Below are 21,501 nucleotides of genomic sequence, written 5' to 3' on the forward strand. Positions count from 1 at the left end.
TCGTTCCGGCATTCATCTGGGGGCATCGCCTCCGGTCGGCTTCGCTTCGACCTCCTCTCGATGTGTTCGACTGCGTCGAACGGCGCTGCGCGCCTACCCCCCAGATGAACACCTCCACTCAGCCTCCCGAAGGGGCGGGTGGATCAAGATCAAGAGCAGCAGGCGAGCTAACGCTCGGCCTGTTGAGTGGTGAGGAGCGAAAGGCGTACGCCGATCCCCTGTGGGAGCGAGCTTGCTCGCGATGGCGGCCGCACAGGCAACGGATGCGTCCGTTTAAACTGCGGTAAAAAAACCAGACCTTTCCCACGAGGTTTTCAGGTTGCCCGTAGGAAGCGGGTTCAATAACCTTTTGGGTGTCGCTGAAAATCAGCGATCGGGAGTGAGATCCCCGACTAAGCAATTGGAAACCAGCGCTAGGCCCTCCATAATTACCGCCAGCTCCAGGCTGTCAGCAATTGTTTTATGGCGGCTGTGTGCGGGCGGACTTCGGTCCGGCCGGGTTCCTTTTGCCGGTGATCTCACCCTGCACATAGCTGCCACCTCTTCTTCGAGTGAGATCGGGAATCGATGGCTCTAAACTCAAAAGGAAATGTAAGTGGATAAGTTAATCCCCGATCCCCCCTTCAACACCACCAAACCCTACAGTCCCAACACTATGTTCATGATCGCCCCCGACATGGATACCGAATCCCTTCTGGCCCACGCCTGTGAGTCATTGGCTTCAGCCAACGTCTTGGCCAGTGATTTCGCCACCTACCTGACCGGCTCCCAGCGCAGTACGGCGTTGGCCATTGCGCAGATCGTCATGTTGGCGGACCTTGCTGTGAATAGGGCTTTGGATATCGTCGACCCACAGGACTAGGCATTCCGTCAGGTTGACCGTGTCATCGTTCTTCGCGAGCAAGCCCGCCACCTTTGAAATGTATTCCCCCTGTGGGAGCGAGCCTGCTCGCGAAGGCGGCCTGACAGGCAACACATTTCCAGCGCCCATAAAAAAACCCGACCTAAGCCGGGTTTTTTTGACTGGTGTCGATCTTAAGCGGTGAAGGTTTTGCCTTCGAACTGCTCAGCCACGAATTTCCAGTTGACCAGGTTCCAGAACGCTTCGACGTATTTTGGACGAAGGTTGCGGTAGTCGATGTAGTAAGCGTGTTCCCAGACGTCGCAGGTCAGCAGCGGGGTGTCGCCGTTGGTCAGCGGGTTGCCGGCGCCGATGGTGCTGGCCAGGGCCAGGGAACCGTCAGCCTTTTTCACCAGCCAGCCCCAACCGGAACCGAAGGTGCCGATGGAAGTCTTGCTGAATTCTTCCTTGAACTTGTCGAACGAACCGAAGGCTGCGTTGATCGCGTCGCCAAGTGCGCCGGTTGGTTGACCGCCGGCGTTTGGCGCCAGGCAGTTCCAGTAGAAAGTGTGGTTCCAGACCTGAGCGGCGTTGTTGAAGATACCGCCCGAGGAAGATTTGACGATTTCTTCCAGAGTCTTGCCTTCGAACTCGGTGCCTGGCACCAGGTTGTTCAGGTTCACGACATAGGTGTTGTGGTGCTTGTCGTGGTGGTATTCCAGAGTTTCCTTGGAAATGTGCGGCTGCAGGGCATCGTGTGCGTAAGGCAGCGGCGGCAATTCGAAAGCCATGATGATTCTCCTAATCAGGTCAGTTGCGGTGAGCGCAAGGCCGATCACGGGCGGCCAGACAAGCGCCGGGGAGTTTGTACTCTTTGCGGCGCATCGGATCGGATCATAGCACCGGGGGTGCGGCATAACCACGCAACAACTGTGTGGGATAGAGGTTCCAGAGCCTTTTGGAATAAATCAGGCGCTGGTGATTAGTTGGGCCGCCACTGTGAACATCATCACGGCCACGAGCAGGTCGAGAATTCTCCAGGTGCTCGGTCGTGCCAGCCAGGGCGCCAACCACGCCGCGCCGAGCGCCAGGGTGAAAAACCACAGCAACGACGCACTGGCCGCGCCCACGACATAAGCGCCGGGCTCGGTTTGTTGGGCACCGAGGGAGCCAATCAGCAACACGGTATCCAGATAAACGTGCGGGTTAAGCAGCGTTACGGCCAAAGCACTGAGCATCACCGCGCGCAGCGAGCGCACCGTTTGGTTTTCGCCCTGTTGCAGGCTCTGTTTCGAGCAGGCCCGACGCAATGCCAGGCTGCCATACCAAATCAGAAACGCCGCGCCACCCCAACGGGCGACTGCCAGCAACGTCGGGTTCTGCGCCAGCACCGTCGCCAGGCCGAATACTCCGGCGGCCACCAGCAAGGCATCGCAGGTCACACAGAGTGCCGCCACGGGCAGGTGATGTTCACGCCGAAGGCTCTGAGCCAACACAAACGCATTTTGAGTACCGATCGCCATGATCAGCCCCGCGGCCACCAACAGGCCGTTCACATAGCTTTGCCACATAAGATGTTTACTCCGCGTTGGCCGCCAGATCCCGCAGCACGTGCAGGGCGCGTTCGGCATCGGCCTGGCCGACGAATAAATGGTCGTGGTAATAGCCGGCGATCACGTTGCAGCTGATGCCCGCCTGGCCTAATGCCGTGGCGAACGCGGCGGTCAGGCCGACGGCCTCGAGGGCCGAGTGCACGTTCAAGGTGATCCAGGCCGCGACGTAATCGAAACTGAAACCGGCCTTCTCGGCGTGGGAACGTTCCAGAATCACCGTCAGACCTTCCTGCTCGCGAAAACTGCCGACAATTTCAAGACCTGCCGGCAACTTGCCGTCTCGCAGGGTGCAGAACACGTATTCGCCGACGTTGAGTTGCGGGCTCATGCTGCGCAGCAAGGTTGCCAATGAAGTTTCGCCAGCCATGTCGATGATCCTTGTTGAAGAGTTCTTGCTGGCCATTCTCCGGTGTCAGCCTGTATAAGAAAAACCAATCATGCTGATCGCTCATTAGGAAAACTGATGTTCGACTATAAATTGCTTTCTGCCTTGGCCGCGGTGGTCGAGCAGGCCGGGTTCGAACGTGCGGCTCAGGTGCTCGGTTTGTCGCAATCGGCGATCTCCCAGCGCATCAAATTGCTCGAGGCGCGCGTCGGCCAACCGGTGCTGGTGCGGGTGACACCGCCGGCCCCGACCGAAATTGGCCGACGGCTGCTCAACCATGTGCAGCAGGTGCGTTTACTTGAACGGGACTTGCAAACTCTGGTGCCGGCACTCGACGAAGAAGGCCTGCCGGAACGCCTGCGCATCGCCTTGAATGCCGACAGTCTCGCCACGTGGTGGGCCGTGGCGGTCGGGGATTTTTGTGCGCAGCAGCATCTGCTGCTCGATCTGGTGGTCGAAGACCAGACCGTCGGCCTCAAACGCATGCGTGCCGGTGAAGTCGCAGCGTGCGTCTGCGCCAGCGAGCGACCGGTGGCCGGCGCGCGCAGCGTTTTGCTGGGGGCCATGCGCTACCGTGCGTTGGCCAGCCCGGCCTTTATCGCCCGGCATTTTCCTGAAGGTGTGCGCGCCGATCTGTTGTCGAAAACCCCCGCGTTGGTGTTTGGCCCGGACGACTTCCTACAGCATCGCTACCTCGCGTCCCTCGGCGTCGATGGCGGATTCGAACACCATCTATGCCCCTCGTCCGAAGGCTTCATCCGCCTCACGGAAGCGGGACTCGGTTGGGGCCTGGTGCCTGAACTGCAGGTGCGCGAGCAACTGGAGCGAGGTGTATTGGTAGAGCTTTTGCCCGATAAGCCGATCGATGTGCCGCTGTACTGGCATCATTGGCGCAATGGCGGTCAGTTACTGGGGTTACTCACCGATCAGTTGGTGCGTTCGTCGAAGCAATGGCTGGTGCCGTTGGACTGACGGGCAGCGTCAAGACCTGACGCCTTACGCAATATGCAAAACGCAAAACGAAATATTCGGAGTAATTCATGAAGATTCTGGTTACCGGCGCAAGCGGCTTCATTGGCGGGCGCTTTGCGCGTTTTGCCCTGGAGCAGGGCCTGGACGTGCGGGTCAACGGTCGCCGGGCCGAAAGTGTGGAGCATCTGGTGCGCCGTGGCGCCGAGTTCATCCAGGGGGACTTGAGCGACCCGGAACTGGCACGCGATCTGTGCTCAGACGTCGAAGCCGTGGTGCATTGCGCCGGTGCGGTCGGTTTGTGGGGGCGTTATCAGGACTTCCATCAAGGCAACGTGCAGGTTACCGAAAACGTGGTCGAGGCCTGCCTGAAACAGCGGGTTCGGCGACTGGTGCACTTGTCGTCGCCGTCGATCTACTTTGATGGCCGCGATCACTTGGGGCTGACCGAAGAACAGGTGCCCAAGCGCTTCAAACATCCCTACGCCGCGACCAAATACCTGGCCGAGCAAAAGGTTTTCGGCGCTCAGGAGTTCGGCCTCGAAACCCTGGCCCTGCGCCCGCGTTTCGTGACGGGGGCTGGTGACATGAGCATCTTCCCGAGGTTGCTGAAAATGCAGCGCAAAGGACGGCTCGCGATCATCGGCAACGGCCTGAACAAGGTTGATTTCACCAGCGTGCAAAACCTCAATGAAGCGTTGCTCAGCAGTTTGCTGGCCAGTGGTTCGGCCTTGGGCAAGGCCTACAACATCAGCAACGGCACGCCGGTGCCGTTGTGGGACGTGGTCAATTACGTGATGCGCAAGATGGATGTCCCACAGGTCACGCGCTACCGTTCCTACGGCTTGGCCTACACCGTGGCGGCGCTCAACGAGGGGGTGTGCACGTTGTGGCCGGGTCGTCCCGAACCGACCCTGTCGCGCCTGGGCATGCAGGTGATGAACAAAAATTTCACCCTGGACATCAGCCGCGCCCGGCATTATCTGGACTACGATCCCAAAGTCAGTCTCTGGACCGCCCTCGATGAATTCTGCGGCTGGTGGAAGGCCCAGGACATCCGCTGACGCGCGGGTTAGCGCCGCCACACTGAACCGAGTTCGGGGTTGAGGGTCAATCGATGCGGCAGTGGGGGTTATACTGCGCCGCATCAAGCCATCACCGCGTTCCACAAAGGTTGACTCAATGTCCATGCGTAACGATGCCAACGACGACTTCGACGATGTACCGAGCCTGCGTGCCGACAGCCTCGACGACGATGTTTTTCCGACCACGGCTCGCAACTCCGTGCATTCGCGGACCGCGCCAGTCGTCAAAGTCAAAAGCCCGAGCACCGGCCCGCTGTGGGCGCTGGTTGGCGCCTTGTTCTTTGCGTTTGCAGGCCTTGCCTGGTGGAGCTTCCAGCAGCTCTCGCTGATGGAACAGCAATTGGTGGCGACCCAGGAAAGTTTCGCGCGTATCAGTGAGGATGCGGCGGGGCGCTTGCAGGACATTTCCGGCAAGGTTGTCGCCAGTCAGACCAACGTCAGCAGCGACAGCGAAGCCTTGAAGCTGCAAATCAAACAGCTGGAAAGCAAACTCCAGGATCAAAGCAAACAACAGCAAGGCGTTGTCGGCCAGACCAGCGATCTGGACAAGCGCCTGGCACTGATGAGCGCACAAGCCACTGATCTGGATAAGCGCTTGGCGCAGATGACCGAGCAAGGCACCGAACAACAGACCGCCACCATTCAATTGCAGGCTCAGGTCAAAGTCTTGAACAGCGATGTAGCCGTGCTGAAAAGCACCCCGGCGGACACAGACAAATTCGACGCGCAACTTAAAAGCCTTGGCTCCGACATCGTTGCACTGAAGAAACAAGGCAACCCGAGCGCCTCCATCGAGCGTCTGGAGCAGGAAGTCATCATCCTGAAAAGCCAACAGGACAATCGCCCGGCCGCGACGCCAGGCGGGACCAATACCGCCGAATTCGACGCCTTCCGTAGCCAGGTCACCCGCAACATCAACACCCTTCAGGCGCAGATCCAGAATCTGCAGCAGCAGCTGCGCGCAAAGCCGTGAGTCTTCAACCGGCCTGTGTAGCAGCTGTCGAGCTCCAGCGAGGCTGCGTTCGGCTGCGCAGCAGTCGTCAATTCGATTAACTCGGTTTACCTGAAGCACCGCGTTGGTTGATTTACGACTGCTTCGCAGCCGAACGCAGCCTCGCTGGGGCTCGACAGCTGCTACAGAGCCGAACGCAGGCTTCGCCAGCTGCTACAGAGGATCGTCTTCTGTGCTTTCCTGAATATTCGTACATATCCCCAAGCCGTCTACGCTCTTGAAACACCGACAAGAACGAGGGATGCGTAATGGGGTTTTTGCATAGGTTGGCCTTGCTGGGCGTGATGCTTTTGCTGTGTCTTGGCCAGGTTCAAGCTGCCGGCACGGAAAAGGATGACAGCCAGGCTGCCAAAGCCTTGCTGGAAAAAGCCCTGGCGTACTACCACGACAATGGCGACAAGGCCTTCGCTGCTTTCAGCCGTCAGGGGGAGTTTGTCGACAAGGATCGTTACGTGTTCGTGGTCGACACCAAAGGCGTGATGCTTGCCAGCGGCGGACCGTCTTCGGCGTTGATTGGCCGTGATGTGTCCGATGTGCTTGGGCCGGATTTGCAGAAAGCCTTCAAAGACGCCTTGAACGTGCCGGAGGGCAATGGCATTCAGCAGGCCGAATACCGCTGGCAGAACTGGTCCGACGGCAAGGTCGAACGCAAGCATGTGTTCTACCAGCGCATCGGTCAGCGGATCCTGGCGGTCGGTTACTACTTGCCACGGGCCTCAGCGGAACAGGCGATGGCGTTGCTGAACAAAGCAGCGGCCGATCTGGCCAAGGACGAGAAGGGCACGCTCACGGCCATCAACTCCCTCAAGGGCGGTTACTTGCAGGATGACCTGTATGTCTTCGTCGTCGACTTGAACAACCAGCGTTATGTCGCCCATGGCACCAACCTGCGGTTGATCAATACCGATTTCAGCAAGATCAACGATCCGGAAGGCAAGCCGGTTGGGGAGCCGATCCTGGCGCTGATGGCCAAGCAGGACTACGGCGAATACCAATACCGTTGGAAAAACCCGGTGACCGGCAAGGTCGAGGACAAGCATGCCTACCTGAAAAAGGTCGGGCATTTTCTGGTGGCTGTCGGGTATTACAGCCCTTGAAGATCAAAAGATCGCAGCCTGCGGCAGCTCCTACAAGGGTGTACGCATGCCACTGTAGGAGCTGCCGCAGGCTGCGATCTTTTGCTTTTAGCGGACCTTGTCCTCACGCCCCCGCAACACCATGTTCGGCATCACAACCGCCGCCGCCAGCCCCAGCAGCGACACCGCCGCGCTGACCATCAGCAAATGTTGAAAGGTCAGCAACAGTTCGGCGCGCAAGGCGTTCTGCGCATCCCCCGGCGTGGCGTTCAAACCATCGAGCAAGACGTTCCCCGAACTGCCCTCGGCAATCATCGAAGAGCCGGCCAGGTGGGCAAAACTTGAGTCCTGTAACAACGCCAGCAGCAGGGCTGACATCAAGGCCACACCCACCGCGCCGCCCAGTGAGCGGAACAGGTTGGTGGTGCTGGTGGCGACACCGATGTCCCGTTGTGCCACCGAGTTCTGCGTCCCGACCAAGGACGTCGGGAACTGCATGCCGCTAGCGATCCCGCTGAGCAACATGAACAGACTACTTAGCACAAATGCCTGGGGAGGACTGAACGCCATACCGAGAATCGAGATCGGCATGAGCACGGCGCCCGTCAGAATCATGGGTTTGTAGCGCCCGGTCACCGAGGTTCTGCGGCCGGCGAAATACGCCCCGATCGGCAAACCTATCGCCAGCGGCAACAGGTGCAACGCGGCGCTGTCGGCCCCGGCGCCGGTAACGCTCTGGAAGCGCAGCGGCATCAACACAATCAGCGAGATCGCCTGGAAACTGGTGAAGAAGATCGTGCACCAGCACAGGATCGCATTGCGATTGGCGAACAAATGCATGGGTAGCAGCGGCTCCCGCGCCCGGCGTTCATGCCAGACGAACAGCGCCAGTACCAACACCGCACAGCCGAGCAGGCCCAGCACTTCGGCGCTGCGCCACGAATGGCCCTGGCCGACTTGGGTGATGCCCAGCAACAAGGCGGTCAAACCGATGATCATCAGCAACGTGCCGAGGTAATCGATGATGGGTTTGCGTTGTGGCACTGGCAAACCCACCAACGTTCGATTGGCCACCAGCCAGGCACCGAGGCCCAACGGAAGATTGATCAAGAACACCCAACGCCACGACAGGTACTCGGTCATGTAACCGCCGAGTACCGGGCCGGCCACGCTGGCCACGGCATACATGCTGCTGAAGTAGCCTTGATAGCGGCCACGTTCCCGGGGCGGCACGATATCGCCGATGATCGCCTGGCTGACCGAAATCATCCCGCCGGCGCCGATGCCTTGAAGAATCCGCGCCAGCACCAGCTGCTCCATGCTCTGGGCCATGCCGCAGAAAAACGAAGCGACCGTGAACAACCCCATGCCAAACAGCATTAACTTGCGGCGACCGTAGAGATCGCCCAGCTTGCCGTAGATCGGCACAGCCACCGTCATCGCCACCATGTAGCCGGAAATCACCCAGGCCAGCAGGCTGACGTCCTTGAATTGTGCGGAAATAGCCGGCATCGACACGGCGACGATGGTCTGGTCCAGCGCGCCAAGAAAAATCGCCAGCATCAGGGCGATCAACACGCTGCGAATGGCCGGTTTTGGCGTTTCAGGCTGGTTGAGATTGGTCACGGGTTAGAACCTGCGGACAGTGATTGACCCGCAAGGAGCAAGGCGAGCGGGGATGCTCGCCAGTGTAAGTCGATAGCAGGCTATTCGATAGCCTCGTATGGAAGGCCGACGTAATTTTCTGCAATGGTTTTTCGACCGGCCTCGGAGTCGACGAAGTACCCCAGTTCCGACTCGGCAATCCGCTGGCTGAAGGCGTCGTTATCGTCAAAGCGGTGCAGCATCGAGGTCATCCACCAGGAAAACCGTTCGGCTTTCCACACCCGGCGCAAACAGACCTCGGAGTATTTCTCCAGCAAATCCACACGGCCTTCTCGGTAAACCTTCAACAGAATAGTGAACAGCGTACTGACGTCGCTGGCCGCCAGGTTCAGGCCCTTGGCGCCGGTGGGCGGGACGATGTGCGCGGCGTCGCCGACCAAAAACATCCGTCCATACTGCATCGGTTCGACGACAAAACTGCGTAACGGCGCGATGCTTTTTTCGATGGAAGGCCCAGTGACCAACGATGCTGCCAACTCGCAAGGCAGACGGGATTTGAGTTCATCCCAGAAGCGCTGATCAGACCAGTTCTCGACGTGCTCGTCGGCCGGCACCTGGAGGTAATAGCGAGTGCGGGTGGCCGAACGCATGCTGCACAGGGCAAAACCGCGCTCATGCCGGGCGTAAACCAGCTCTTCGTGCACTGGCGGGGTATCGGCAAGAATCCCCAGCCAGCCAAACGGATAGACCCGCTCGAACACTTTCAGGCACTCGGCAGGAATCGACTGCCGGGCCACGCCATGGAAGCCGTCGCACCCGGCGATGTAGTCGCAATCGAGTCGATACAGCTCGCCGTCCTTCTCAAAAGTCACGAACGTCTCTTCGGTTTTCATCCCGTGAGGAACGACGTTGCTTGCCTCGTAAATCGTCTGCGCACCGGCCTCCCGACGAGCGGCCATCAGGTCGCGGGTGACCTCGGTCTGACCGTAGATCATCACCGTTTTGCCACCGGTCAGGGCTTGCAGATCGATGTGTACGCGGCGTGCGTCGAGGGCCAGTTCGAAGCCTCCATGGACCAGCCCTTCGGCGTCCATGCGCTGACCCACCCCGGCCTGGCGCAACAGCTCTACCATGCCTTGTTCGAGGACGCCGGCACGGATTCGTCCGAGCACATAGTCCGGGGTCTGGCGTTCGAGAATGAGGGTGTCGATGCCGGCGTTGTGCAGCAATTGGCCGAGCAATAAACCGGACGGCCCGGCGCCGATGATGGCGATTTGGGTTTTCAGCGTTTTCATTGTTTTTATGGCTCGCAAGCTTCACGCGACCAAGGCCGGTGAATAATTTTTATGGATCGAGTGCTTGCATTTTTCTCTCGCGAGTCTGTCAATTGAAGGGGAAAACTGAGCCGATACCTGTACATTCTGCCAATCGGTGCGATTATCGCCCGCCTACCCCCGAGGCCTGGATTGAAGTGATGAACAAGCCTGACCTACCTTCGATTCCAGTGTTCAAGCTCTACGGTGAAAGCCTGGATTGGCCGACCCCGGACTTGCTGCACTGTGAAACCATTTCCAAACGCAGCCGCGAACATCAATGGGAAATCAAACCCCACCGCCACGCCGATTTGTGCCAGTTGCTCTTCGTATTCAAAGGTCAGGCAGAGCTTGAAATCGAAGGCAAACGTACGCAACTGGCCGAGCCGGCGATCCTGGTTTTGCCGCCGTTATCGGTGCATGGCTATCGATTTTCCGAGGACGTCGAAGGGTTTGTCGTGACCCTTGCCGCGCCGCTGGTCGCCCATCTTCAGGCGCAACTGGGCAACTCGGTGAGCGCTTTGGCACAGGCTGAAAGTTATCCGGCAGGCAAGGACGGTGAATACCTCAACAGCCTGTTTTCAGCGCTGCAAGACGAATACACCGGCCACCAGCCGGCTCGCGAAATGCTCATGCATTCGCTGGTCAGCGTGATCATGGTGTGGGTCAGCCGCCAAGTGATTTCCCGCCGCAACGCCAGCCAGCGTCCGCAGCGTGCCCGGGAATACCTCAACGGTTTTATCCAACTGGTGGAAGAGACCTATCGCCAGCACGTCAAAGTCGAGGACCTGGCCCATCGGCTGGGGATTTCCGTGTCCCACCTCAACGGCACCTGCCGTGAGCTGGCGGGACAACCGGCGTTGCAGATCATGCACGAGCGTCAGTTACTGGAAGCCAAGCGCTTGCTGACCTACACCAGCATGACCATTTATGAGATGTCCGACGTGTTGGGGTTCTCTGATCCGACCAACTTCACGCGCCTGTTCCGGCGTCGAGTGGGGATCTCGCCCAAGGCATTTCGCGACCGCTTGAAGGCCGATCAGGACAACGAGGCCTGATCCCCTTCGTTACTTGAGGGCGTTGAGGGTCGCGTTGTGGGGAATGCAGCGTTCGAAGTTGCAGCTCGCGTATTCACGGGGCATTTGTCGCAACTGCTCGACGCGCCAGGCTGCGGTGCCATACAGCGCGAGCGTGGCCGCGCAGGTGATGAAAATCGCGAGGTATCTTCTTGTTTTGATGTTCATGGCGTTGACCTCTGAACGAATACCCTTCGGTACTCCTTTCAGCATAGGTCAGCGCCAGTGTGTTGCCAGCAAGCCGTGTTTTGTATGTAACCCGATATTCAGAACACTGATGCCCCCCTCGGGGGAGCGAGCTTGCTCGCGATAGCGGTTGATCATTCAACAAGGGTGTCGACTGACCCAACGCTATCGCGAGCAAGCTCGCTCCCACATTTTTTGATCCGGTTACAGGCCGATATCCCACTCCGGCTCTTCCGGAAATCTCAGCACCAGAAAATCCAGCATGCTGCGCAACGCCGCCGGCATGTGTTTGCGTGAGGCATACACCGCGTAAACGTTCATCTGTCGGGGTTCGGCATGGGGCAGCAGGCGGATCAGTTCGCCGCTGTGGATATGCACGCCAGCCTGATAACTGGGGAGCATCGCCAGCCCGGCACCGGCCATCGCCGCGCGCAACAACGTGCTGGCTTCGTTGGCGCTGATGTTGCCCTGCACCGGCACTGACACCTGCTCACCGTCCTCCTCGAAATGCCAGAGGCTTTTGCCGAAGTAGGAGTGGGTCAGGCAATTGTGCTGGCTCAGATCCTCGACCCGCAGCGGCGTCGGGTGTTCGAGCAGATAAGCGGGGGAGGCGCAGATCACCGAACGGCAGACCGTCAGCCGCCGCGCGATCAGGTTCGGGTCCAGGTCGTTGCTGGTGCGGATCGCCAGATCGATGCGCTCATCCACCAGGTTCACCGTGCGGTCGAGCATCTGCATGTCGATGCTGACGCCGGGATAACGTTTGACGTAAGCGGCCATGGCATCCGCCAGTTGTGCCTGACCGAACGAAGTGCTGACGCTGATGCGCAACACGCCGCGCGGTGCCTCGTCCGGTTCGCTGACGGCGGCTTGCATGTCCGTGGACAGGTCGAGCATTTGCCGACAACGGGGCAGGATTTCACTGCCGGCGGCGGTCAGGCTCAGCTTGCGCGTGGTGCGGTGCATCAGGCGTGCGCCGACCCAGTCCTCCAGCTCCGCCAGATAGCGCGAAACCACTGGCCGTGACAGGTCCAAGTGATCGGCGGCGGCCGACTGGCTGCCGAGGTCAACCACTGTGACGAACACCCGCATTGCTTGTAGACGATCCATCATTTGCCCGCTTTCAGAAACAAACTATGTCCCAGCATCGCATTTTTTGTACTGAGTCATGCAACTAAGCTCTGTCCCATCGCCAGCACGGCATTCGGACAACGGAGCAACAGATGATCGGCTTCCCCTCGCTTAAACGTATTTTGCTGGCCACCGCCACCCTCGGTTTCGCCGCCCACGCAGCGGCTGCCTCGACCCTGACCCTGGACGTCTACAACCCGGGCGACAAGGCGATTTTCCCGGTGACCTCGGTGTTGGTCAGCGGTGAGAAAGACGCGATTTTGGTGGATGCACAATTTGGCAAATCCCAGGCCGAGCAAGTGGTCGAGAAGATCCGCGCCAGCGGCAAGCAACTGACCACCATTTACATCAGCCACGGTGACCCGGATTACTACTTCGGCCTCGACACCCTGACTGCCGCATTCCCCAACGCCAAAGTGCTCGCCTCGCAGCCGACCGTGGACCACATCCAGAAAACCGTCGACGGCAAACTGGCGTACTGGGGGCCGAAAATGGGCGCCGACGTACCGGCCAAAACCATCGTGCCGGATGTACTCAAGGGCGACAGCCTGATGCTCGAAGGACAGAAGTTGCAGGTGGTGGGGCTGGACGGCAAGCAGCCGGATCGCAGCTTCGTCTGGATTCCGTCGATCAAGGCCGTGGTCGGTGGCGTCGTCGTCGCGGAAAACATCCACGTGTGGATGGCCGACACCCAGACGCCGCAGTCCCACGCCGATTGGCTGACCACGCTGCACGCCATCGAAACCCTGAAACCGAAAACCATCGTGCCGGGTCATTACCTCGGTGAGAGCGCCCGTTCGCTCGCCGCCGTGCAGTTCACCGCCGATTACATCAAGGCGTTCGACGAAGAAACCGCCAAGGCAAAGGACGCTGCCGCGCTGATCGCCGCGATGAAAAAACGCTACCCGAAGCTGGGTGAAGAAAGCTCGCTTCAACTGAGCGCCAAAGTCGCCAAGGGCGAGATGAAGTGGTAACCCGATTAACCCACTCACACTGATCCACGCTGGAGAACATCATGAGCAAGATCGCAATCATTGGTGCCACCGGTCGTGCCGGCAGCCAACTGCTGGAAGAAGCCCTGCGTCGTGGTCACAGCGTTACCGCCATCGCCCGAGACACCTCGAAGATCGGTCAGCGTGCCGGTGTGGTCGCCAAGAATGTCGATGCCCTCGATGCCGAAGCGTTGCAAGCGGCAGTTGCGGGCCATGACGTGGTGATCAGCGCTGCGCACTTCGCGACGCTTCCTGCCAGGGCTGTGATCGGTCCGGTGCAGAAGGCCGGCGTGAATCGTCTGCTGGTGGTGGGCGGTGCCGGTTCGCTGTTGCTGCCGGACGGAACCCGCGTCATCGATAGCGAGGGTTTTCCGCAGGCGTACAAGGCTGAGGCCAGTGCAGGTGCGCTGTTTCTGGAAAACCTGCGGCAGGAAAAAGAGCTGGACTGGACCTTTGTGTCGCCGTCGGCAGAGTTTGTCGAAGGTGAGCGCACCGGTACGTTTCGGATCGGCAAGGATGATTTGCTGGTGAGTAGCGAAGGGCGGAGCTGGATCACTTTTGCCGATTATGCGATTGCGATGATCGATGAAGTGGAAGCGCCGAAGCATTCTCGGCAGCGGTTTGCAGTCGGCTACTGATCCTCGTAACACCACAAACCTGTAGCAGCTGGCGCAGCCTGCGTTCGGCTGCGAAGCAGTCGTAAACCCGGTATCCACAGTTTTTCTGACACACCGCGGTGGATGGTTTCACGACTGCTTCGCAGCCGAACGCAGGCTGCGCCAGCTGCTACAGGATTTCGGTTTACCGTGACTGAGCCTGCTCCACCAACCACCCCATCAACTCCATCAACTTCGGCGAAGGCCCGGGTTTCTCCGGGAAAACCAGGTAATACGCCAACCCCGTCTTCACCTTCAATTCAAACGGCATGACCAGCCGCCCGGCACTCAGGTCATCGCCAATCAACGACCAATCCCCGATCGCCACGCCTGTCCCTTGGGACGCCATCGACATCGCCAGGTCCAGCGTTTCGAAATGCTGACCCTTGCCGACATTGCTCAAGCGAACATCCGCGGTGGCCAGCCAAGCCTTCCAGTCTCGTTCATCCCGAGTCGGGTGCAGCAGCATGTGCTGCTCCAGATCCTCCGGCGTCAGCAGCGGCACCGGACCTTCGAGCAACGGCTTGGAACAGACCGGCGTCAGTTGTTCATCGAACAAATGTTGAGACACCAATGAGCTGTCCGGCGGTGCGCCGTACATCACCGCTGCATCGAACTGCTCGCGATGAAAATCCACACCGTGCTTGGCCGTGGTGGTCAATTCCACCGGCACATCCGGACGCTCCCGTTGCCACTGCAACAGCCGCGGCAACAGCCAGCGCATGACACACGTCGGGGCCTTGAGTTGCAGGGTTTCGCGCTTCTCGCCGATCTGCTCCACGGCCTCGTCGATCAAGCCGAAAATCTGCTGGACCCGTGGCAGCCATTCCCGTCCTTCGGCCGTCAGGTCAAGGCCCCGGGCCTGGCGTATGAACAGTTCATAACCCAGATGTTCTTCCAGTCCGGCGATCTGCCGACTCACCGCACCTTGGGTGATGTACAGCTGTTCAGCAGCGCGGGTGAAGTTGCAGCACTGCGCGGTAATCATAAAAGTGTGCAGCGCCGGCAGGGGAGGCAATCGTTTCATTGGGATCCAAGGTATGACGTGAGGACATGGCTAGTATGACTTTTTATCCATTGTTGCGGCTACGTGTCGCCCGTTCCAATGAGGCCATCCCTGGACCTGCCCACTCATCATAAACACTGCGCAGGTCCGGCGTCTCAAACGAACAAAAAGGGCAAAGACATGGCGACGTGCGGCGAAGTATTGGTCAAGTTACTCGAAGATTACGGGGTTGAGCAGGTGTTCGGCATTCCCGGGGTTCACACCGTGGAGCTGTATCGCGGGCTGGCCCGTTCGAGCATCAACCACGTCACTCCGCGTCACGAACAGGGCGCCGGTTTCATGGCTGACGGTTACGCTCGCACCAGCGGCAAACCGGGTGTGTGCTTCATCATCACCGGCCCTGGCATGACCAATATCACCACCGCCATGGGCCAGGCCTACGCCGACTCGATCCCGATGCTGGTGATCTCCAGCGTGCAATCGCGCAGCCAGTTGGGCGGCGGTCGCGGCAAGCTGCACGAGCTGCCAAACCAGAGCGCATTGGTCGGTGGCGTGGCGGCGTTCTCCCACACCTTGATGTCGGCGGCTGAATTGCCGGGCGTCCTGGCGCGTGCCTTTGCACTGTTCCAGGCCGGCCGTCCGCGCCCTGTGCATATCGAAATTCCGTTGGACGTGCTGGTAGAAGAGGCCGATGACCTGCTCGCCAGCGTACCGGTGAACATCGACCGCGCCGGTGCCTCGCCGAGCGCGATCAGCCGCATGACCGCGCTGCTGGCCGGTGCAAAGCGCCCACTGATTCTCGCCGGTGGCGGCGCCATCGATGCCGCGGCCGAGTTGACTGAACTGGCCGAACTGCTGGACGCCCCGGTAGCCCTGACCATCAATGCCAAAGGCATGCTCGAATCCAACCATCCGTTGCTGATCGGCTCGACCCAGAGCCTGGTCGCCACTCGCGCCCTGGTGGCCGAGGCTGACGTGGTGTTGGCGATCGGTACCGAACTGGCCGAGACCGATTACGACATCACCTTCGCCGGCGGTTTCGAGATTCCCGGCGTGCTGCTGCGTGTGGACATCGACCCCGACCAGACCGTGCGCAACTACCCGCCGAAAGTCGCATTGGTAGCCGACTCGCGCAACGCGGCTCAAGCCTTGCTGAGCGAACTGTCCCACCACTCGCTGGCCGAGAGCCGCAACGATTGGGGCCAGGTCCGTGCCGCACGCTTGCGCGACGAACTGGCCGCCACCTGGGACGCGCCGACCCTGGCCCAGACCCGTTTCCTGGAAACGGTTCTGCACGAATTGCCAGAGGCCGTTTTCGTTGGCGATTCGACCCAACCGGTGTACACCGGCAACCTGACGTTCAACCCGGAGCGCCCGCGTCGCTGGTTCAACTCGTCCACCGGTTACGGCACCCTCGGTTACGCCTTGCCGGCAGCCATCGGCGCCTGGCTCGGCGGTAGCGTCGAAGGCGGTGTCCGGCCGCCAGTGGTGTGCCTGATCGGCGACGGCGGCCTGCAATTTACCCTGCCGGAACTGGCCAGCGCCGTTGAAGCGCGCACCCCGGTGATCGTCCTGCTGTGGAATAACCAGGGCTACGAAGAGATCAAAAAATACATGGTCAACCGCGCTATCGAGCCAGTGGGCGTAGACATCTACACCCCCGACTTCATCGGCGTGGCCAAGGCGCTGGGCTGTGCAGCCGAAGCCGTCGACGGTGTCGAGCAACTGCGCAGCGCACTGCGCGCCGCTGCCGATCGCCAGGGTCCGACCCTGATTGAAATCGATCAGACCCAGTGGATGAAGGCGGTGTCGAAATGAGTTTCCGCATGATTTTCCCAACGGCACTCGACGGTCTGTTCATCGATGGCCAATGGTCCGCTGGCAGCGAACACCTGCGCGTGATCAACCCGGCGACCGAAGCCTTGTTGACCACCGTGAACGGCGGCGATGAACGTGCTGTCGATCAAGCCGTCACTGCCGCGACCAACGCCTTCAAGGAGTGGTCGAAAACCACCGGCGCCGAGCGCGGTGCAATCTTGCGCAGAATCGCTGCGGGCGTGCAGGCCGGTCGCGAACAGTTGATGCATTTGCAGTCGAGCAACAACGGCAAACCACTGTTCGAAGCGGCCATCGACGTCGACGACGTGATCGCCACCTTCGAGTACTACGCAGGTCTGGCCGAAGGGCTCGATGCCAGGCAAGACAGCAATGTGGAGCTGCCAACCGACGACTTCAGCGCTCGCGTGCGCCGCGAGCCGTGCGGTGTAGTCGGCCTGATCGTGCCGTGGAATTTCCCTATGGTCACCACCGCCTGGAAACTCGCCCCAGCCCTGGCCGCCGGTTGCTGCGTGGTGCTCAAGCCGTCCGAAGTCACGCCGCTGCCGGAGCTGGAACTGGCGGCGATCATCGCCGAGGCCGGTCTGCCCAAAGGCGTGTTCAACCTGGTGTGCGGCACTGGTCTGGCGGTCGGCGCGCCGTTGTCCGCTGATCCGCGCATCGCCAAAATCTCCTTCACCGGCAGCAACGCGGTCGGTGTTCAAGTCATGCAACGTGCCGCAGAAACCGTGAAGGGCGTGAGCCTGGAACTGGGCGGTAAATCCTCGCTGCTGGTGCTCAAAGACGCAGACATCGAACTGGCCGTGGAAGTGGCCTGTGGCGGAGGGTTCTTCAACGCTGGGCAGATGTGCTCGGCCACCAGCCGCGTGCTGATCGCCGATGAACTGGCGGACGAATTCCTCATCCGTTTGAAGGCCCGCGCCGAAGCCATTCGCGTGGCTGACCCGTTCGACCCGAACGTGGAAATGGGCGCACTGGTCAATCAGGCGCAATACCAGCGCGTACTCGGCCACATCGATCGTGGTTTGAGTGCGGGCGCCAAACTGATGTGCGGCGGCAATCGTCCGGCAGACCTGTCGCGCGGCTATTTTTTGCAGCCGACCATCTTCATCGACGTGCCCCTCGACAGTGCGCTGTGGTGTGAAGAGATTTTCGGTCCGGTGATCTGCGTGCGCAGTTTTGCCACCGAAGCCGAGGCGATTGCCCTGGCCAATGACAGCCAGTTCGGTCTGGTGGCCAGCGTGGTCACCCGCGACGCCGAAGCGGCAGATCGGGTCGCCAACGCTTTGCAGGCGGGGCTTGTGTGGATCAACGCGCCGCAAGTGATCTTCCCGCAGACCGCCTGGGGTGGCTACAAACAGAGCAGCATCGGCCGCGAATTAGGTCCGTGGGGCTTGCAGGCGTTTCAGGAAATCAAACACGTGATTCGTGCCGTCTGAAGGCACGAAAAAGGTGAGCGCATGCCTCGTGATGAGGCATGCGCTGGCGTCATGGCTTCAATGAGTTTTTATCGATAGTCAGGTGTTTTGCACGACCTCAGGATGAAGCGGTCGGCTCAACTCAAACCCTTTGAAACCGGGGGTTTGGTGCTGATCTGGGCGCGCGGATGCAACGGTTGCGACCCACCTCATACTTACAAAAACAAAGGGAGTCCTTCATGGGCGAGCATGATTTAAACAGACGTCAATTCATTAAAACCGTGGGCGTGGCGTCCGTAGCCGCGGCGGCCATGAGTTTGCCCTTCGTCAAGGCCAATGCCAGTGACACACGCTTCCAGGGCAAAACCCTGCGCCTGCTGACCTGGTCCGATGACACGGGCCTGGCCGCACTGCGCAACATCGCGGCAACCTTCGAAGACAAATACGGTTGCAAGGTCATCGCTGACCGCACCGGCAGCACCTCGGAAATGGTCGCCAAACTCAAGGCCGCCGGTGATCGTCCGCAGTACGACATCATCACCCTGGCAGGCGTCGGTGCCGAAGGTCTGGCCGCGGCCAACCTGCTGGAAAAACCCGACCTCAACCGCATTCCCAACCTGGTCGACGTACCGGAGAAATACCGCACCGGCGCCAACGGTCACGGCATCGGTTACCTGCTCTGGTGCAACAGCCTGGTCTACAGCACCCGCACCATCAAAGAGGCACCGAACAGCTACGCCTCGCTGTGGGATCCCGAGTTGGCGCCGAACATTTTCCTGCCGCCGCCGAACTGGACCGAAGCGATGGACCTGATCATCATCGCCGCCAAACTGGCCGGTGGTGACGAGCACAACATCGAGCCTGGCTTCAAGAAACTCGCCGAGCTGAAAGATCGTGTGGTGACCCTGGGTGAAAACCCGAACCAGATCGCCGAACTGTTCCGTACCGGTTCCCTGGACATGGGCGGCTTGTACGCACCGGCATTCTTCCCGAAACAGATCCGCGACCCGGCTTACGGCCTGGGCGCCACCTTCGGGATGAAGGAAGGTTTCTACACCGACCTGATGCTCTCGGTGATGCCGAAGAATCGTCCGGGCGATATCGACCTGGCTTACGCCTTCATCAACCACTCTCTGGACCCACTGGTGCAGGGCAAGATGGCTGAGGACATCTACAACGGTCCGGTCAACGCCAAGGCGATCATCTCCGCCGAAGCACGCAAGAGCCCGTACATCCTCACGCCGGAGCAGATTGCCGAGAAGGCGATCATGCACGACAACGCCTTCCTGGCCTCCGTGCATGACCAATGGATTCGTCGTTACACGGAAATCTTTTCTTCCTGATCGAGTGACGAACACAGGATCTTCAACCACTGAAGATCCCCTGTGGGAGCGAGCTTGCTCGCGATTGCTGACTGTCATTCAACATTGATGTCGACTGATACACCGCTATCGCGAGCAAGCTCGCTCCCACAGGGGCCGAAGTGATTTCGAGTCTTGTGTTCGTCATCTGCTTTCCATTGACGAGACCCTTGCTATGGAACACCAACCTCTGACTCATCCGGTCGCCGCCGCTCCTGTGCGCGCCAATCGGGGTGTTTCGCCGACGACGCGTGCCTGGTTTTTCCTCTCGCCGTCGATGCTGTTTCTGGGCGTATTGATCGCCGCCAGCCTCCTGGTACTGCGCATGAGTGTGGGCACCAAAGGCGCGGAATGGACCGGGTTCAGCCTGGCCAGTTACGCCCAACTGCTGGAACCGTATTACCTCAAATCCTTGCTGCTGACCCTGCGTCTGGCGCTGATCAGCGCGGTGATTGCGGTCGTGTTGGCGATCCCGGTGGCCTACACCATGTCGCGGCTGACCTCACCGTTTGTGCGACGGATCTTCCTCGCCGCGGTGCTGCTGCCATTGCTGGTTAACCTGCTGCTGCAAAGCTACGGCTGGCTGGTGATTCTGGGACCTGGCGGGATGCTCAATCAGGCGCTGATGGGCCTGGGCCTGATAAAGCGCCCGATCATGCTGCTCTACAACCAGAACGGCGTACTGATGGGCCTGGTGCAAACCGCGTTCCCGTTGGCCGTGCTGCCGATTGCCAGCGCCATGCGCGGCGTCGCCCGTACTTATGAAGAAGCCGCTGCAACCCTGGGCGCCAGCCGTTTTCAGGTGTTCCGCCAAGTGGTGTTGCCGATGAGCATGCCGGGGATCATTACCGGCGCGACGTTGGTATTCGCCTACAACGCCAGCAGCTTCGTGGTGCCATTGCTGCTCGGTGGCCGACGCGTGCCGATGCTGGCCGTGATGGTGCACGACCAGATCGCCCCACTGATGAACTGGCCCGCCGCCTCCGCTGCCGGTGTGGTGCTGATTGTCACCACGCTCGCAATCATGACCTTGTCCGAATACATAACCGGCCGTCGTCGGCGCATGCTGGAGGCTTCCCAATGAGCACCCTGATCAAGAAACGTTACGGGCTGCTGCCCGGCGAGACCGGAAAGTTTGCCGGCATCCTGTCGGGCTTCATCCTGCTGCTGGCGGTGTTGCCGATCCTGACCATGATTGTGATGTCGTTCAGTGGTGCGTCGAACCTCGACTTCCCGCCGAACAGCTACAGCCTGCAATGGTACAAGGCTGCCTGGAACACCTTCGTGTCGCCGGATTCCAGCGATGTGCTGAGCCTCGGCAAGGCCATGACCACCAGCCTGATGGTCGCGTGCCTGACCATGGTGTTTGCGACGATTGTCGCGGTGCCGGCCGCCTATGCCCTGACCCGTTGTGAGTTCCGCGGCAAAGCCGTGGCGCTGCAACTGATGTCGCTGCCATTGGTGTTCCCGATGGTGGTGTTGGGGCTGGCGTTATTGCTGGTGTTTGACAGCCTGCCATTTCAAATCACTACGTCGCGGCTGGTGATTGCCCACGTGATCCTGGCGCTGCCGTTCGTGGTGAAAAACTGCACCGCCGCGATGCTCTCCATCGGCAGCGAAGTCGAAGAAGCCGCGCAGATGCTTGGCGCTTCACCGACCCGGGCGATTATCGATGTGGTGGTGCCGTTGATGAAGTCGGGGATTCTGGCGGGGATGCTGCTGGCGTTCATCGTCTCGTTCAACGAATTCACCGTGACCTACTTCCTCTACACCATCGACGTCATGACCGTGCCGATCTGGATGTACAGCCGCACCGTGTCTTCGCTCGACCCTACCGTTTTCTCGTTTGCCGTGCTGATCGTGCTGATCGACTTCGTCCTGATCTGGGCGTTGGAGAAGCTGGTCGGTGAAGGTGGCGTTTCGTTCTGATTCTTGAGGTG

General features: G+C 60.0%; 21 protein-coding genes. 13 read left to right on the plus strand and 8 right to left on the minus strand.

Annotated features, from left to right (window positions below):
- Positions 1-595 precede the first annotated feature (595 nt).
- Positions 596-862: a DUF6124 family protein gene (locus ACIQU2_RS18010; RefSeq protein WP_403143015.1), complete on the plus strand. Its 267-nt coding sequence runs from the start codon at positions 596-598 to the stop codon at positions 860-862.
- A gap of 173 nt (positions 863-1,035) precedes the next feature.
- Here the strand turns inward: ACIQU2_RS18010 and ACIQU2_RS18015 are convergent, their stop codons facing one another.
- From ACIQU2_RS18015 to ACIQU2_RS18025, 3 genes are all read right to left on the minus strand, one after another.
- Entirely contained in the window at positions 1,036-1,632 is a 597-nt protein-coding gene (locus ACIQU2_RS18015) for a superoxide dismutase (RefSeq protein ID WP_074874062.1), read from the minus strand.
- Between the two features lie 177 nt (positions 1,633-1,809).
- Positions 1,810-2,412 carry a LysE/ArgO family amino acid transporter gene (locus ACIQU2_RS18020; protein ID WP_347804438.1) on the minus strand — a complete coding sequence of 201 codons (603 nt, stop codon included), beginning with the start codon at positions 2,410-2,412 and terminating at the stop codon, positions 1,810-1,812.
- A gap of 7 nt (positions 2,413-2,419) precedes the next feature.
- Complete coding sequence (locus tag ACIQU2_RS18025; protein ID WP_033057513.1) at positions 2,420-2,821, minus strand: ACT domain-containing protein; 402 nt, start codon at positions 2,819-2,821, stop codon at positions 2,420-2,422.
- A gap of 96 nt (positions 2,822-2,917) precedes the next feature.
- Between ACIQU2_RS18025 and ACIQU2_RS18030 the strand changes: the two genes are divergently transcribed.
- The 4 genes from ACIQU2_RS18030 to ACIQU2_RS18045 all read left to right on the plus strand — a co-directional run bounded on the left by ACIQU2_RS18030 (position 2,918) and on the right by ACIQU2_RS18045 (position 7,002).
- Complete coding sequence (locus ACIQU2_RS18030; RefSeq protein WP_056741339.1) at positions 2,918-3,811, plus strand: LysR family transcriptional regulator ArgP; 894 nt, start codon at positions 2,918-2,920, stop codon at positions 3,809-3,811.
- A 68-nt stretch (positions 3,812-3,879) separates the two neighbouring features.
- Positions 3,880-4,872: an NAD-dependent epimerase/dehydratase family protein gene (locus ACIQU2_RS18035; RefSeq protein WP_403143019.1), complete on the plus strand. Its 993-nt coding sequence runs from the start codon at positions 3,880-3,882 to the stop codon at positions 4,870-4,872.
- Positions 4,873-4,990: 118 nt separating this feature from the next.
- Positions 4,991-5,866, plus strand: a complete 876-nt coding sequence (locus ACIQU2_RS18040; protein WP_403143021.1) for an ATPase — start codon at positions 4,991-4,993, stop codon at positions 5,864-5,866.
- 287 nt (positions 5,867-6,153) lie between these two features.
- Positions 6,154-7,002: a cache domain-containing protein gene (locus tag ACIQU2_RS18045; RefSeq protein ID WP_347804435.1), complete on the plus strand. Its 849-nt coding sequence runs from the start codon at positions 6,154-6,156 to the stop codon at positions 7,000-7,002.
- An 87-nt stretch (positions 7,003-7,089) separates the two neighbouring features.
- Here the strand turns inward: ACIQU2_RS18045 and ACIQU2_RS18050 are convergent, their stop codons facing one another.
- Together ACIQU2_RS18050 and pobA are read right to left on the minus strand one after the other, a co-directional pair.
- Positions 7,090-8,607, minus strand: coding sequence for an MDR family MFS transporter (locus ACIQU2_RS18050; RefSeq protein WP_403143022.1), 1,518 nt, complete (start codon positions 8,605-8,607; stop codon positions 7,090-7,092).
- Positions 8,608-8,687: 80 nt separating this feature from the next.
- Positions 8,688-9,872: a 4-hydroxybenzoate 3-monooxygenase gene (gene pobA, locus ACIQU2_RS18055; RefSeq protein ID WP_403143223.1), complete on the minus strand. Its 1,185-nt coding sequence runs from the start codon at positions 9,870-9,872 to the stop codon at positions 8,688-8,690.
- Positions 9,873-10,060: 188 nt separating this feature from the next.
- On the opposite strand from pobA, the gene ACIQU2_RS18060 reads away from it, so the two are divergent.
- The gene (locus ACIQU2_RS18060; RefSeq protein ID WP_403143025.1) at positions 10,061-10,957 is read left to right on the plus strand and encodes a helix-turn-helix domain-containing protein; all 897 of its coding nucleotides are present in this window, start codon (positions 10,061-10,063) and stop codon (positions 10,955-10,957) included.
- A gap of 9 nt (positions 10,958-10,966) precedes the next feature.
- Here ACIQU2_RS18060 and ACIQU2_RS18065 read toward each other — a convergent pair whose 3' ends face one another.
- On the minus strand, positions 10,967-11,143 hold the full coding sequence (locus tag ACIQU2_RS18065) for a hypothetical protein (protein WP_283189005.1): 177 nt from the start codon (positions 11,141-11,143) through the stop codon (positions 10,967-10,969).
- 222 nt (positions 11,144-11,365) lie between these two features.
- Positions 11,366-12,271, minus strand: coding sequence for a LysR family transcriptional regulator (locus tag ACIQU2_RS18070; protein ID WP_347804432.1), 906 nt, complete (start codon positions 12,269-12,271; stop codon positions 11,366-11,368).
- Between the two features lie 113 nt (positions 12,272-12,384).
- On the opposite strand from ACIQU2_RS18070, the gene ACIQU2_RS18075 reads away from it, so the two are divergent.
- Both ACIQU2_RS18075 and ACIQU2_RS18080 read left to right on the plus strand, forming a co-directional pair.
- Entirely contained in the window at positions 12,385-13,266 is an 882-nt protein-coding gene (locus ACIQU2_RS18075; protein ID WP_403143028.1) for an MBL fold metallo-hydrolase, read from the plus strand.
- Positions 13,267-13,307: 41 nt separating this feature from the next.
- Positions 13,308-13,922: an NAD(P)-dependent oxidoreductase gene (locus tag ACIQU2_RS18080; protein ID WP_403143031.1), complete on the plus strand. Its 615-nt coding sequence runs from the start codon at positions 13,308-13,310 to the stop codon at positions 13,920-13,922.
- Between the two features lie 163 nt (positions 13,923-14,085).
- Here the strand turns inward: ACIQU2_RS18080 and ACIQU2_RS18085 are convergent, their stop codons facing one another.
- Positions 14,086-14,967: a LysR substrate-binding domain-containing protein gene (locus ACIQU2_RS18085; RefSeq protein ID WP_403143032.1), complete on the minus strand. Its 882-nt coding sequence runs from the start codon at positions 14,965-14,967 to the stop codon at positions 14,086-14,088.
- A gap of 159 nt (positions 14,968-15,126) precedes the next feature.
- Between ACIQU2_RS18085 and ACIQU2_RS18090 the strand changes: the two genes are divergently transcribed.
- From ACIQU2_RS18090 to ACIQU2_RS18110, 5 genes are all read left to right on the plus strand, one after another.
- Positions 15,127-16,764, plus strand: coding sequence for a 5-guanidino-2-oxopentanoate decarboxylase (locus tag ACIQU2_RS18090; protein WP_403143034.1), 1,638 nt, complete (start codon positions 15,127-15,129; stop codon positions 16,762-16,764).
- Between the two features lie 8 nt (positions 16,765-16,772).
- Positions 16,773-18,221 (plus strand): aldehyde dehydrogenase family protein, encoded by a 1,449-nt coding sequence (locus tag ACIQU2_RS18095; RefSeq protein WP_347806225.1) that lies wholly within the window; start codon positions 16,773-16,775, stop codon positions 18,219-18,221.
- A gap of 218 nt (positions 18,222-18,439) precedes the next feature.
- Positions 18,440-19,543, plus strand: coding sequence for an ABC transporter substrate-binding protein (locus ACIQU2_RS18100; protein WP_347806223.1), 1,104 nt, complete (start codon positions 18,440-18,442; stop codon positions 19,541-19,543).
- Positions 19,544-19,736: 193 nt separating this feature from the next.
- The gene (locus ACIQU2_RS18105; protein ID WP_403143038.1) at positions 19,737-20,645 is read left to right on the plus strand and encodes an ABC transporter permease; all 909 of its coding nucleotides are present in this window, start codon (positions 19,737-19,739) and stop codon (positions 20,643-20,645) included.
- Positions 20,642-21,490, plus strand: a complete 849-nt coding sequence (locus ACIQU2_RS18110) for an ABC transporter permease (RefSeq protein ID WP_403143040.1) — start codon at positions 20,642-20,644, stop codon at positions 21,488-21,490. The genes ACIQU2_RS18105 and ACIQU2_RS18110 overlap by 4 nt, the downstream gene beginning before the upstream one ends.
- Positions 21,491-21,501 lie beyond the last annotated feature (11 nt).

The sequence above is a fragment of the Pseudomonas sp. NPDC098740 genome (assembly GCF_044760065.1).
GTDB classification, from domain to species: domain Bacteria; phylum Pseudomonadota; class Gammaproteobacteria; order Pseudomonadales; family Pseudomonadaceae; genus Aquipseudomonas; species Aquipseudomonas rossensis.